This window comes from Shewanella sp. NIFS-20-20, assembly GCF_019209865.1.
Lineage (GTDB): Bacteria > Pseudomonadota > Gammaproteobacteria > Enterobacterales > Shewanellaceae > Shewanella.
Window position 1 is genome coordinate 68,089 of sequence record NZ_JAHUTT010000009.1, and the last position, 14,085, is coordinate 82,173.

14 protein-coding genes are annotated in these 14,085 nt (G+C 47.5%); 6 read left to right on the forward strand and 8 right to left on the reverse strand.

Annotated elements, in window-relative coordinates; genetic code table 11:
* The first annotated feature begins 4 nt into the window (after positions 1-4).
* From folC to KU855_RS05000, 5 genes are all read left to right on the forward strand, one after another.
* On the forward strand, positions 5-1,258 hold the full coding sequence (gene folC / locus KU855_RS04980) for a bifunctional tetrahydrofolate synthase/dihydrofolate synthase (RefSeq protein ID WP_218529231.1): 1,254 nt from the start codon (positions 5-7) through the stop codon (positions 1,256-1,258).
* Positions 1,259-1,260: 2 nt separating this feature from the next.
* Positions 1,261-1,809: an SPOR domain-containing protein gene (locus KU855_RS04985; RefSeq protein ID WP_218529204.1), complete on the forward strand. Its 549-nt coding sequence runs from the start codon at positions 1,261-1,263 to the stop codon at positions 1,807-1,809.
* 125 nt (positions 1,810-1,934) lie between these two features.
* The gene (locus KU855_RS04990; protein WP_218529205.1) at positions 1,935-2,420 is read left to right on the forward strand and encodes a CvpA family protein; all 486 of its coding nucleotides are present in this window, start codon (positions 1,935-1,937) and stop codon (positions 2,418-2,420) included.
* A 43-nt stretch (positions 2,421-2,463) separates the two neighbouring features.
* Positions 2,464-3,978, forward strand: a complete 1,515-nt coding sequence (gene purF / locus KU855_RS04995) for an amidophosphoribosyltransferase (protein WP_218529206.1) — start codon at positions 2,464-2,466, stop codon at positions 3,976-3,978.
* A 118-nt stretch (positions 3,979-4,096) separates the two neighbouring features.
* Positions 4,097-6,082: a DNA topoisomerase III gene (locus tag KU855_RS05000; RefSeq protein ID WP_218529207.1), complete on the forward strand. Its 1,986-nt coding sequence runs from the start codon at positions 4,097-4,099 to the stop codon at positions 6,080-6,082.
* A gap of 38 nt (positions 6,083-6,120) precedes the next feature.
* Here KU855_RS05000 and KU855_RS05005 read toward each other — a convergent pair whose 3' ends face one another.
* Entirely contained in the window at positions 6,121-7,122 is a 1,002-nt protein-coding gene (locus KU855_RS05005) for a rhodanese-related sulfurtransferase (protein WP_218529208.1), read from the reverse strand.
* Positions 7,123-7,488: 366 nt separating this feature from the next.
* Between KU855_RS05005 and KU855_RS05010 the strand changes: the two genes are divergently transcribed.
* Positions 7,489-8,133 (forward strand): MBL fold metallo-hydrolase, encoded by a 645-nt coding sequence (locus tag KU855_RS05010; RefSeq protein WP_218529209.1) that lies wholly within the window; start codon positions 7,489-7,491, stop codon positions 8,131-8,133.
* Here KU855_RS05010 and KU855_RS05015 read toward each other — a convergent pair.
* The 7 genes from KU855_RS05015 to trpB all read right to left on the reverse strand — a co-directional run bounded on the left by KU855_RS05015 (position 8,130) and on the right by trpB (position 14,072).
* Positions 8,130-9,479: a GGDEF domain-containing protein gene (locus KU855_RS05015; RefSeq protein ID WP_218529210.1), complete on the reverse strand. Its 1,350-nt coding sequence runs from the start codon at positions 9,477-9,479 to the stop codon at positions 8,130-8,132. The two genes, KU855_RS05010 and KU855_RS05015, sit on opposite strands and share 4 nt — an antisense overlap.
* A complete protein-coding gene (locus tag KU855_RS05020; RefSeq protein WP_218529211.1) occupies positions 9,476-10,444 on the reverse strand; it encodes an ABC transporter substrate-binding protein in 969 nt (322 codons plus the stop codon). The genes KU855_RS05015 and KU855_RS05020 overlap by 4 nt, the downstream gene beginning before the upstream one ends.
* Positions 10,445-10,621: 177 nt before the next feature.
* Complete coding sequence (xthA, locus tag KU855_RS05025; protein WP_218529212.1) at positions 10,622-11,428, reverse strand: exodeoxyribonuclease III; 807 nt, start codon at positions 11,426-11,428, stop codon at positions 10,622-10,624.
* A complete protein-coding gene (locus tag KU855_RS05030) occupies positions 11,428-11,727 on the reverse strand; it encodes a YciI family protein (protein WP_218529213.1) in 300 nt (99 codons plus the stop codon). The genes xthA and KU855_RS05030 overlap by 1 nt, the downstream gene beginning before the upstream one ends.
* Before the next feature lie 4 nt (positions 11,728-11,731).
* Positions 11,732-11,929, reverse strand: a complete 198-nt coding sequence (locus tag KU855_RS05035) for a septation protein IspZ (protein ID WP_218529214.1) — start codon at positions 11,927-11,929, stop codon at positions 11,732-11,734.
* Between the two features lie 143 nt (positions 11,930-12,072).
* Positions 12,073-12,873: a tryptophan synthase subunit alpha gene (trpA, locus tag KU855_RS05040; RefSeq protein WP_218529215.1), complete on the reverse strand. Its 801-nt coding sequence runs from the start codon at positions 12,871-12,873 to the stop codon at positions 12,073-12,075.
* Entirely contained in the window at positions 12,870-14,072 is a 1,203-nt protein-coding gene (gene trpB / locus KU855_RS05045; protein WP_218529216.1) for a tryptophan synthase subunit beta, read from the reverse strand. The genes trpA and trpB overlap by 4 nt, the downstream gene beginning before the upstream one ends.
* Between the last annotated feature and the right edge of the window lie 13 nt (positions 14,073-14,085).

Below are 14,085 nucleotides of genomic sequence, written 5' to 3' on the forward strand. Positions count from 1 at the left end.
ACCTATGTTATCAGTCCCACAGAAGGGCGATACTCTCGAGTTGTGGTTGGAGTATATTCTGGCGATGCACCCCATTGAAATTGATATGGGGCTAACGCGGGTTGCCCAAGTGGCTCAACGCCTTGGGGTGAACCAGTTTACTGAGACCAAGGTGATCACGGTCGCCGGTACTAATGGTAAAGGGACCACTTGTGCCATGTTAGCCAGCGTGCTTGGCATCGCAGGTTACAGCGTAGGTGTGTACAGTTCGCCTCATTTATTACGTTACAACGAGCGCATCAATATCAATGGTCAAGATGTCAGTGATCAGCAATTGCTCGATGCCTTTGTTTTGATAGAAAGTGCGCGAGCAGAGTTATCGCTGACCTTTTTTGAATTTGCGACCTTAGCTGCTTTAGTTATTTTTAAGCAGCAAGAAGTCGAGGTCATGGTGTTAGAGGTCGGCTTAGGCGGTCGCTTAGATGCCACCAATATTATCGATGCCGATGTGAGTGCGGTGACAGCAATTGACCTTGATCATCAAGAATACTTGGGTGACACCCGCGAACTCGTGGGCCGTGAAAAGGCGGGCATTTTTCGTGCTCAACGTCCGGCGGTGTGTGGCGATGCCAACGCGCCACAATCTATCAGCGCAGTGGCCCGTGAGCTCGGCGCGCAATTACGACAAGTGGGTCAAGATTTTAGTTACCAGCAGCATGGACAGCACTTTGATTATCAAGGCAGTCAATGGCACTGGCAGGGGCTGCCCGTCCCCCAGTTGCCGCTAGCGAATGCCGCCACAGCATTGGCGGTTCTTGAGTCATTATTTCCCGATTTATCGCGCGATGCTATCTGCCAAGGCTTGAGTCAAGCCAAATTGGCTGGGCGCTTTGAGTGCGTGGCGACATCCCCGTTAACTTACGTTGATGTGGCGCATAACCCGCACGCCGCGCGATACTTGGCCAGCAAGTTGAGAGAACTCCCAGCTCAACGGGTTATCGCCTTGTGTGGCATGTTGAAAGATAAAGATATTAAAGGGGTTCTTGATTGTCTCGCACCTGTGGTCGACAACTGGTACCTTATTGATATTGATAATCCGCGCGGTGCGAGCGCTCTAGATCTGCAGCGATATTTGACCACTGCGCAATGGCAAACTTGCGCAGATGTTGCCAGCGCTTGGCAAAGGATCCGTCAGCAATGGCAAGTCGGGGATGTTGTCATCGTTTTTGGTTCGTTTTATACCGTTGCCGCATTTAATTCTGTGTTAGAAGGGAAATAGTTTTGTCCAATCAGTTTCACAATCGTCTGGTGGGAACCATAGTCTTGGTGGCATTAGGGGTGATTTTTTTACCGGATATTTTGGATGGTAAACAGCACCAAGAGCAAGAAACCTTTGCCGAGATCCCGTTGCGTCCGCAATCGCAAACCGCTCCTGCTGCGCTAGAGATAGCAGAAATTACCCCAATCTATAGCGAGGACGAGGGCGAGGGCACCGAGGTGGTTGAACCGAGCCCGGCCGAAGTTAAGCCTGAGGTGTCAGTCATTGAGCCGGCACCAACGCCAGCGCCCGCCATCAGTGCCAAAGCGGGTTGGACCTTGCAATTAGGCAGTTTCGCCAATGCCAAAAATGTCAATGTACTGGTGTCACAGCTGCGTGAAGCGGGTTTTGCGACCTATACCTTCCCAGCCAAAGCTGTCGATGGCCAGTTAACAAAAGTCTTTGTTGGGCCCGAGATCAATCGAGATAAATTAATCACGATACAAGCTAAGGTTCATAAACTGACTGATCTTAAGGGGCGCATAGTCAATTATGATCCGATCCAAGGGTAAGATCATCCGTTAGCATGACAGGGGATTGTTTCCTCTACGGATAATTCATTTTCTGGGGGTGAGAAACAGTAACTTCTCTGTTATCATCCCGCCGACTTCATTTGCTGCATCGGATAGCATATTTTATGGTTTGGATTGATTACGCCATTATCGCCATCGTTGGTTTATCGACACTGATCAGTTTGATCCGTGGTTTTGCCAAAGAGGCCATGTCTTTAGTTGTTTGGTTTGTCGCCTTCTTTGTTGCCAGTGAATTTTATCAACCGCTGGCACTGCATCTTACGCAATTACAGGATGAATTCTTACGCAATGGCGTTGCTATCGCCATTTTGTTTGTGTGTACCTTAATTGTCGGCGCGTTGATTAATTACTTGTTGGGACAATTAGTGTCTAAAACCGGTCTGTCTGGTACCGACAGAGTCTTAGGTTTATGTTTTGGCGCCTTACGCGGCGCACTGATTGTCAGTGCCATATTATTTTTCTTGGATGCTTTTACTGGGGCACCAGCGACTTTGTGGTGGCAGGATTCAGTATTAGTGCCTGAATTTGGGGTAGTGATCCAATGGTTCTTTAATTACCTAGAATCGACCTCAAGCTTTGTACCTACATAATAAAAATAGAATTTCGAACATCTTACAATGAGGATACTTACCCATGTGTGGTATTGTTGGAATAGTTGGCTCGACGGCGGTTAATCAAACGATTTATGATGCTTTGACAGTGTTACAACATCGAGGCCAAGATGCCGCAGGTATCGTGACTGTTGATGGCTCTGCCTTTCGTTTACGTAAAGCGAATGGACTCGTGCGTGATGTGTTTGAACCTAAACACATGCAACGACTCCAAGGTAATTCAGGGATAGGTCATGTGCGTTACCCTACCGCAGGTAGCTCAAGTGCCTCAGAAGCCCAACCTTTCTACGTAAACTCTCCCTTCGGTATTTCCCTCGCTCATAATGGTAATCTAACCAACACGATTGAATTAGTCGATGCGCTTGTGAATAAGCGGCGTCATGTCAATACAACGTCCGATTCAGAAGTATTACTCAATTTACTGGCGGATGAATTACAACAAACCCAGGGCTTAATTTTATCTGAGCAAGAAGTGTTTACCGCCGTGTCGCATCTGCATAGTCAAGTCCGTGGTGCTTATGCTGTGGTGGCGATGATCATTGGTCAAGGCTTGTTGGCGTTCCGCGATCCCTTTGGCATTCGACCGTTAGTCTTAGGCAAACATGAAACGGAACAGGGCACCGAGTATATGGTGGCCTCTGAAAGTGTTGCGTTAGATGCGGTGGGTTTTGAAGTCATCCGAGATGTGGCCCCAGGTGAGGCGATTTACATTACTTTGGATGGTCGCTTATTTACCAGTCAGTGCGCTGAAGCGCCGAGCTATAGCCCGTGTATTTTTGAGTATGTGTACTTTGCGCGCCCCGACTCCACCTTAGATAAAGTGTCGGTATATGCGAGCCGCGTGAACATGGGCACCTACCTTGGTAAGAAGATTAAAAAGGAGTGGTTCGATCACGATATCGATGTGGTCATTCCTATTCCTGAAACCTCCTGTGATATTGCCTTAGAAATCGCCCGCGAAATGGATTTACCTTACCGTCAAGGTTTTGTTAAAAACCGTTATATTGGCCGGACCTTTATCATGCCAGGCCAACAAGAGCGCAAAAAGTCGGTTCGTCGCAAACTCAATGCGATTAACACCGAATTCTATGGCAAAAATGTGTTGTTAGTGGATGACTCTATTGTGCGCGGTACCACCTCTGAGCAAATCATTGAGATGGCGAGAGAGGCCGGGGCCAATAAGGTGTATTTTGCCTCAGCCGCCCCTGAAATCCGTTTCCCTAACGTTTATGGTATCGACATGCCGACCACCAATGAGTTGATTGCTCATGGTCGCGATGCCGATGAAATTGCCAAGCTCATTGGGGCTGATGGCATTATCTTCCAAGATTTATCGGATTTGATTGCCGCAGTTAAGCAAGAAAACCCAGATATTTCGCGCTTTGAAACGTCAGTGTTTGATGGCAATTATATTACCAATGACGTAGACCAAGCGTATTTAGATCATTTAACTGCCTTGCGCAATGATGACTCGAAAGCCATCCGTAACCAAGATATAGGCACCAACCTAGAGCTCCATAATGTGTGTCATCCATAACGCCTGATTGTCTCGCGGCGGATTAATCAAACAAACCACAGCCCAGGCTGTGGTTTTTTGTTGCTCAGCGCAGCATGAAACGTTAAAGTTACTGTAATTATATCCAGTGTCTGTGAGTATGCGTTTATACATTGCGGAAAAACCCAGTTTAGGTCGTGCGATTGCGGATGTCTTTCCCAAGGCCGGCAAGCAACAACAAGGCTATATCACGCTAGCCAACGGTGATTGCGTCACCTGGTGTATTGGTCATTTGTTGGAGCAAGCTCCCCCTGATAGCTATGGCGAACAATACAAGCAATGGCGAATGGCTGATTTGCCGATTTTACCCCAGCAATGGCAATTGCTCCCCAAAGCCGCCAGCAAATCCCAATTACGGGTGATTAACACCTTACTAAAGCAGGCGACCGAACTCGTCCATGCCGGCGACCCCGATAGGGAAGGGCAACTCTTAGTAGACGAAGTCTTGTCTTACTGTAAAGTGCCTAGCAGCAAGATTGCCAATGTAAAGCGGCTATTAATTAATGACTTAAACCCAAGCGCAGTTAAACAAGCATTAACTAAACTACGCAGTAACCGAGAGTTTATCCCGCTCTCCACGTCCGCATTAGCCCGCAGCCGTGCCGATTGGTTATTTGGCATGAATCTCACCCGGGCCTATACCCTTCAAGGTAAAAAAGTAGGTTATCAAGGGGTGCTATCTGTCGGACGTGTGCAAACTCCGGTGCTGGGGTTAGTCGTGCGCCGTGATGTCGACATCGAGCATTTTCGCGCCAAAGATTACTATGAGGTCGAAGCGCAATTGTGCACCGATAGCGGTGAACACTTTAGTGCGCGCTGGCAGCCCAGTGACGCCTGTGCCCGGTATATGGATGAGGAGGGGCGGGTGATTTCTCCGCGCTTAGCCGATACCGTGGTGGCAAAAATTAGCCAGCAACCCGCTGAGGTTACCGAAGTGGAGGCCAAGGTCAAACGCCAAGCCCCACCCTTGCCCTACAGTTTATCAAGCTTACAAATTGATTGCGCCAAACGCTTTGGCATGGCTGCTAAAACCGTACTAGATATTTGTCAGCGTTTGTATGAGCAACATAAACTGATCACCTACCCGCGTTCAGACAGTCGCTACCTGCCAGTGGCACATCATGGTGAGGCTGCCAAGGTGTTGGCTGCTATCGGCTCGAATAGCGAGGAGATGACGCCTTGGATAGATCAGGCCGATATTCGCCTGCGCTCTGCGGTGTGGAATGACGCGAAAGTTGATGCTCATCATGCGATTATCCCAACCGCCCGTCTTAGCGGCACCACCCGCTTATCTGTTGATGAATTAAAGGTCTATGGCCAAATTGCTCGGCAGTATGTCTTGCAATTTTTCGAGCCGTATCAATATCGTCACACCAAAATGAGTTTACTGATCGCCGGTGGGCTCTTTGTGGCCAAAGCTAACCAATCCTTAGTGGCGGGTTGGAAAGCGTTGATGCCGTCCAAAGAGGCCAGTTCTGATGACGACATTAAGTCGTTCTTGCCGTCTCTGAAGGTGGGGGATACCCCTTTTTGTGAGCTTGGCGTAAGGTTGGATAAGCAAACTCAGGCGCCTAAGCCATTTAATGATGCTAGCTTGCTCAGTGCCATGACCGGCATAAGCCGCTTTGTAAATGATCCCGAGATCCGCAAAATTCTTAAAGAAACAGATGGGTTAGGCACTGAGGCTACCCGCGCCGGCATTATTGAATTATTGTTTAATCGAGGCTTTTTGGAACGTCAAGGTAAACACATTCGCGCGACCCCAGTCGGCCGCGGTTTAATCGCGAGTTTGCCCGAGCGTATCAGCCTGCCTGATATGACCGCCGTCTGGGAAAATCATTTAAGTGAAATATGTAATAAGAACATGTCGTATCAAGGGTTTATGCAGCCATTAACCGACGAGTTAACCGAGCTTATTGCCAATGCCACCACGCTCGATACCCGCCACTTAGCCGAGGTTGCCGCTAAGATGCCTGTTAAAAAATTTACCGCCAAAAAGGCAAAACGTCAGCGGCGCACGAGTGCCACCGCAAAAACACGAAGCAAATCGACCAGTAAACAGGCTTCCACTCGGGGCACACATTAGGGCAACGTTGTATGCCCTAAGGCTGAGTTGTTCTCTAGTTATAACGCCGTATCTTGGTGTGAATCGTCGGCAGTTTGGTTTTGTTTACGTTGACTTTTTTCGGCGCGGCGCTGTTCAATTACTTGCTTTACATCGCTGCCAAGATGACATTCACCTCGTGCTTTAGCGAGGTTAATTTGCCGTTCACGCTCCACAAAACGCTGTCGTTGGCTCGAGCTGATGGTATCGATGCAGTGAGGGCAGCTCACCCCTTGTTCGTATGACTCGGCGGCTTTATCGGCTTGAGTAATTGGCATTCGACAAGCATTACACTGATCATATTGGCCGCGGCTTAAGTCATGGGTGACCGCCACCCGGTTGTCAAACACGAAACATTCTCCCTGCCAGCGGCTATTTTCAACCGGCATTTGCTCTAGATAACTTAATATGCCGCCTTCGAGGTGATAGACCTCTTCAAAACCTTGCTGCTTGAGATAGGCGGTCGATTTTTCGCAGCGAATACCCCCGGTACAAAACATCGCCACTTTTTTGTGTTTGGCCGAGTCTAATTGCGATTTCACAAACTCGGGGAACTCTCTAAAGGTGTTAGTGTGAGGGTTAATCGCATTCTTAAAGCTACCGATTTGGATTTCATAGTCATTACGGGTGTCAATCACCAATACCTCTGGGTCATCGATAAGTCGATCCCAGTCTTGGGGTTTGACATAGGTGCCAACGACTTTTAACGGATCGATGCCTTCAACTCCCAAGGTCACAATTTCTTTTTTGAGCTTAACCTTAGTGCGGTAAAATGGCATATCGTCATGATACGAACATTTATAATTAATGTTGGCTAGCCCCGCTTGTTGCTCGAGCCAAGCCAAGAGCGCATCAATGGCGGTTTGGCAGCCCGCCACCGTGCCGTTAATGCCTTCACTGGCCAATAGTAAGGTACCTTTAATTTGTTGCTGTTGCATGGTGGCAAGTAAAGCTGGTTGTAATTGCGCATAGTGAGGGAGGGCAACAAATTTATATAAAGCACAAACGACAATGCGTGACATAAACACCTCATTTGCTGGCTGAAGCTTCATCTTCAGTGCAAATTATTAAGATAGGGATGGGGATAAAGTCGAATTGTACGCTAATTCGCGCGGGGTAAACAGATAGTAAAAATAGGGTTATAGCAATGTGGTCACCTTAACTTTCATGGTATTGGGTTGGCGGTATCCCAGATGATCGTGATGAGTCATGACCTTTGAGATCACCATTACCGGCTCTAACCTTGGCAATGTGTTCAGCTTTACTGCCTATTTTTCTGATATTAAGCAAAAATCGTGTCTGAATTAATCGAGATCAAGGTAAACACCCAAGAAAATGCACTATGTTAGTGGCATAATTGACAGATGGACTCCACTGAGAAACAGCACATGAAATACGTCACCATCCCCGTTACTCCTTTTCAGCAAAATTGCAGTTTGATTTGGTGTGAAGCGACCAAGGAAGCCGCGGTAATAGATCCGGGTGGTAACGTTGAACGCATCATCGAACGTATTGAAAAAGAGCAATTGACGTTAACTATGATCTTGTTAACCCATGGCCATATTGATCATGTGGGAGGTGCGAAAGCGCTGGCTGATTTGACGGGCGTCGACATCATTGGTCCCCATAAGGACGATGAATTTTGGTTAGAAAACTTACCGAAACAGAGCCAGAATTTTGGCTTTGCGGCCACGGAAGCCTTTGTACCTCACCGTTACCTTGAGCAAGATGATTTACTCCATGTCGGCCATCAACAACTTAAGGTGTTGCATTGCCCAGGTCACACGCCTGGACATGTGGTATTCCACCATCAAGCAAGCCAGTTGGCTTGGGTCGGCGATGTGATTTTTAGAGGCTCGATTGGCCGCACCGATTTTCCGGGCTCGAGTCACGCCGATCTGATAGCGTCAATTACTCAAAGATTATGGCCACTTGGCAATGACGTCACCTTTGTGCCAGGGCATGGCCCGATCTCAACCGTGGGTGAAGAGCGAAAGCACAACCCGTTTGTGGCCGACCAATTGTTAGATTAAGTGCTGCGTTTGCTCTGAGGAAAGCTAAAGACATTATCTTCAGGGCTAACTTCTTTGGCAAAAGCAACCGCACTTAATTGACCGGCTCTGTTCTTTTTAGCTCGGTACATAGCGCTGTCAGCTTTCTGAAGCAATTCAAACAAATGAGTGCCATCATCAGGGTATCTACTGACACCTAAGCTGGCACCCAGTTGCACTTGGATCCCATTAAACTCCATGGTGTCTTCAATGAGCGTGACCAGCTTGGTTAACTGCGCTGGCAAGGCGCCAGGGGTATCTTTGTTTTCCAGCCAAAGCACAAATTCATCACCGCCAAAGCGGCCAATAAGATCTGATTTACGCAAGTTCAGGCTTAAGCGGGTGCTTAACTGTTGCAGTACCAAGTCACCAAATTGATGACCATGAGTGTCATTAATCGGTTTAAACTCATTCAGATCGATAAACACAACTGCGCCTTTTTTATCATCCCGATGACAGCGTTCAAGGGCAATGTTCAAGGATTGCTCAAATGCATTTCGGGACAATAAGCCACATAAATCATCGTGCTCGGCCAAGTATTGTAATTGTTCGGCTTGTTCTTGCAGCGCTTGGGTTTTGCGGCGAATTACAACCTCAAGTTCACCTTTTAGCATTGTGGTTTGCTGGAGGTTCTTGCGCATTTGATTAAAATGGTTGGTTAAAAATCCTAATTCATCTTGATATTGGCTCGATACCGTTTTTGATAACTCACCGCAAGCGACTTGCTTCACGCCTAAGGTTAATGAGCGAATGCCGACATCAAATCGTTTCAATATCAATATCGAGATAGTGCTAATCAACAAGGTAAATAGGAGTAAGATACCGCCATTGAGATACACCAATTGCAGTTGATATTGACGATGCTGGCCGATGACATGGCGCTTATAATGATAAATGCTTTCTCGGAGTGATTGAATGGCCATATTTAAATTAGACTGCAACATCAATTCCCCTTGTTGCCCCAACTTGCCCAACTCTTTCTGTTGCTGACTTAATGACAGCAGGTTTCTGATTTGAGCAATATCGCGTCCAAGAATAGCTAAATCATTGCGGACAATCACATCGTCTCGCGGGATCTTATGCAGTGACACTTCAAGTTGTGACAGTCCGGCTAGGTTGAAGCTAATCTCATCAGGGTTATTAAAATTGGTGAGCGCCCATAAGTTATTGGCGAGGGTATCCACTTGATTTCCCAAGGCCAAAATCTGTTCCATTTGATGGCTGGCATGTTGCTCCGTATGCACTTGCTTGAGTAAGGCGGCCAGTAACAGGCCGGTTAAGCCAATACTGAAAATGATTAAGAGCCGTAACTGTTGGACTATCTTCATTGTAATTTGCCTTGTGATGTACGCATGATTTGCAGGGCTTGGCTGTTCATTATTGCGGTAAAGTCGGGTATGCGGTCATGACGGGTGTTACCTGATGAAATTGCCCAATGGGCGCTGTTGCGTAGGTGCGGGATTAAGCTCAGGCTACTGGATAGCCGAAAATGATAGTCAGGCCACAGCGAAGTTAATTCCGATAATTCAATCTTTAAGAATTGCTGAACGACTTCTTTACTTTGGGCTTCATTCTTCAAAATATGCGCATTGGCGGCTTCAATCGCCGTAAGAATAGCAACCCAGTCGTCATTGTTTTTACCCCCTATTTGGCTGACCAAGTTAAAGGTACGCGTCGTTAAACCGCGGGTGTCGAATGCCTGTACTATATGATCGTTATTGGTTTTGAGACGATAACCATAGGGTTCCCAAATGGAAATTATGTCGACCTCGCCGGTAAGTAAGGCCATGGCCAGTTCATTGGCATGATAATAGTGACGGCTATGTTGAATATGTCGTAAATCGTGGAGGATGAGCAGTTGATCAAATAAATATTCGCTGGCGGAAGATTGAATTAATCCCACTCGTTTATTTTCAATATCTCCGATGGAATGGATGTTATGGCCACGGGTTGAGAATATTTTTATGTCATTATCTGAGGTGGCAAAGTTGGCCAGTACCGAGAAATCTTGACGATTAAACATCTCAAACATGATGACACTGTCTGAGGTTGTGGCTAAATCGACTTCATTATTTAATAATTTTTGGAGGCATAAGTCGCCACCTGCGGTAGGAATTAATTGTATATCCAAGCCAAATTTTTCAAAAAAACCTTGTTGCTTGGCCACAATAATTGGCGCTGATAACGGCGTTTTGGATACGGCAATTTTGATGGGGTGAGAAAGGGCGATGGCGGGAAATAAACTAACAATAGCGATCCCCAGCCATATCCACTTGCATCGAACTGTTTGCATTATATCTTCCCTGAAATGATGTCAGTACTTCCTGTACTCGCTGAACTAAGCAATCAATTATTATTAATATCGAGTATGATAAATAAATCTTTAACTATAAATTAGCTTTAGATAAAACGCGTCAAATTTCAAGTTATTGGACAAAAAAAAGGAAACCAATAGGTTTCCTTATGATAATTAACTAAATGTGCTCCAGATGGGCGCATGATCTGAGGGCTTTTCTATGCCTCGTAGCGCATAGTCAATATCACTGGCGCTTAAGCGTTGTGCTAGTGACGGCGTGGCTAAAATCACATCGATGCGCAGACCGCGGTTATCATCGAAGCCTTTACTGCGGTAATCAAACCACGAAAAGCGGTCATCAACCAGGGGATGCAACTGCCTAAAGGTATCGATAAAGCCCCAATCGAGCAGTAATTTAAGCCATGCTCTTTCTTCGGGTTGAAAGCTGCATTTCCCCGTTTTGAGCCAACGCTTAGCATTGACAGCACCAATGCCAATATCTAAATCGATAGGGGATATATTAATATCGCCAATCACTGCAATATCTTCATCTGCCGAGCAATGGTTGGCTAGATGGGTCATTAAGTCTTGATAAAAACGTCGCTTAGCTGGGTATTTCGTTTCGTGATGAATGCTTTCGCCTTGCGGGAAATAGCCATTAATGACAGTCAACAGCCGGCCATTGGCTTGTTCAAACTGGCCAATGATCAGGCGGCGTTGCGCGTCATCTGCATCTGAATCAAAACCCTTTTGCACGTTAACTGGAGCGACTTTAGATAATAAGGCCACACCATAATGAGCTTTGCCGCCATGGTAATGCACTTGATAGCCCATGGCTTCGATATCAGCGACAGGAAAGGCTTCATCATGCACCTTGGTTTCTTGAAGACCAATGATGTCGGGAGCATGGCTATCAATTAAGGCGTGTAGTTGGTGGAGTCTAGCTCTTAGGCCATTGATATTAAAAGATACAATTTTCATTATGGCAAAACCTTTTTATAGGGTTTGACAATCACTTCGGCATACACACCGCCGGCAAAATAGGGGTCGGCATTGGCCCAATCTTTAGCACTGGCGAGGCTATCAAATTCTGCCACTACCAGCGAGCCGGTAAATCCGGCGTCGCCGGGGTTTTCAGAGTCAATGGCTGGGTGTGGCCCGGCGATTAACAACCGACCTTCATCATTCAATTGTTGTAGTCTGGCAAGGTGCTGTTCGCGGGTTGCCAAGCGTTTGTCTAACGTGCCGGGAATGTCTTCAGCTGAGATCATATACCACATTATATTAATTCCTTGGGTTGTTCTGAGGTAAGTGTTGATAAAGAAAAAAGGCGGTAATCACAGGATTGATTAACGTCAGGGCCGTTAAGCCAATGAGGCTACTTTTCGGCCTCATTGCTTGAGTGATGGCGAGATAAATACCGAATAATTGATAGATGGCGAAAAAAATGACCATGGGAAACCAAGCTAGCAGCTGCTGCATATACAAATCATTCGCAGGAAAAATATGTGCCGAGTGTAGCATGGCCTCGACGCTTGACCAATGCCGTGAGTCTGGGGCGGATTAATGCGACGACCCTTAAGAAAATGCGCCGCCACAAGCTAAGGGCTGTGGCGGCACAGGGCTCAGGTTGCGTCTTTCATGGCGCGAATAAATGTCGCCATCTCAGCTAATAACGTCTGGGGTTCATTTAAGTGTTTGGCAATAATATTGACCACCGCAGAGCCTGAAATCGCCCCCGCGGCGCCAGCATCTATGGCAGCACGCACTTGCTCGGGCTGACTAATACCAAACCCCAGCAATGGCGGCGGCGCTTGGTAATGCTTGAGTTTTTCTACAACCGTCGCGATGGGCATTTGCGCTTCGATATCCGCGCCCGTCACACCCGCGCGCGATAACAAATAGGTATAGCCACTACCAAGTTGAGCCAAGGCCTGTAAATCATCATCGCTACTGTTTGGCGGTGCAATAAAGATTTGATCTATCTGGTGGCGCTTAGCGGCTGCTACAAAGGGCTCGGCTTCTTGCATGGGCACATCGGCGATTAAGATGGAGTCGACACCCGCTGCCTGAGCATGTTGATAAAAATGATCTATGCCATTGGCATAAGCTAGATTGGCATACAGCAATAATCCAATGGGGATAGTAGGATGTTGCGTGCGAATGGCGCTGATCATCTCAAAGCAATCGGCCACCTTGACGCCGGCAGCTCTTGCACGGAGGTTGGCGCCTTGGATCACTGGGCCATCGGCGAGGGGATCAGAAAATGGAAAGCCAAGCTCTAAGGCGTCGGCGCCGTTGGCAATCAAGGTTTCGATGATGGCTAATGACAATGCTTTACCTGGATCACCTAACGTCACAAAGGGAACCAGTGCCCCGCGCTGCTCGGTAGCAAGGCGGCTAAATAGGGCGGAATAACGACTCATGAGGCCTCTCCTTGAGTGGCAGGATTAAGAATGTCTGATACGGTAAAAATGTCTTTGTCGCCGCGACCGGATAAATTGACCACCAACAAGGTGTCAGTGGTGGCTTGTTCAGCCAATGTAATGGCGTGGGCAATGGCATGAGCCGACTCAAGGGCAGGAATAATCCCTTCGCAACGTGCTAACCGTTGAAACGCTGCTAATGCCTCATCATCGGTGGCCGATTCATACTGGGCACGGCCAATTGCGGCTAAATGGGCATGCTGCGGGCCGACGGAAGGAAAGTCTAACCCTGCTGAAATCGAGTAGGATTCTTCTATTTGACCTTCTTCATCTTGCATCAGTGGCGCTTTCATCCCGAAAAATATGCCCGTTTTGCCGTGACGTAGCGGCGCGCCATGCAACGGAGTATCTATGCCTTTACCTGCCGGCTCAATCCCAATCAATTGCACACTGGGTTCGTCAATGAAATCGGCAAACATGCCAATGGCATTGGAACCGCCGCCGACGCAGGCGATGACGGCATCGGGCAGACGTCCTTCTTTTTCGAGGATCTGACGTTTAGTTTCTTCACCAATCACCCGCTGAAACTCACGGACTATGGTCGGGAAGGGGTGTGGACCTGCCGCCGTGCCTAATAAATAATGGGCTTTCTCATAGCTGCCAGACCAGTCGCGCATGGCTTCATTGCACGCATCTTTTAAGGTCGCTGACCCCGATGTTACCGGGATCACGGTCGCGCCCATCAATCGCATTCGAAACACATTAGGCGATTGGCGTTCAACATCTTTGGCACCCATGTAAATGCGGCAATTAAGCCCTAATAAGGCACAGGCGAGAGCGGTGGCAACCCCGTGTTGGCCGGCCCCGGTTTCAGCGATAATTTCTTTTTTACCCATTCGCTTCGCCAGCAATGCTTGACCCAATACTTGATTGGTCTTGTGAGCGCCGCCATGAAGCAAGTCTTCACGCTTTAAATAAATTTTACATAAAGGGTTGGGACTCAGGTTACGCGTTAAGGTCAACGCGGTCGGGCGGCCGGCATAATTGTGGAGTAAATCCATCAGCTCGGCATTAAAGCTAGGATCGTCCATGGCACTGATATACGCCTGCTCTAGTTGACTGAGAGCAGGCATTAAAATTTGCGGTACATAACTACCGCCATACTCACCAAAATAAGGGTTTAGGGTAAATTGCTTCATCATTTCCTCGAGA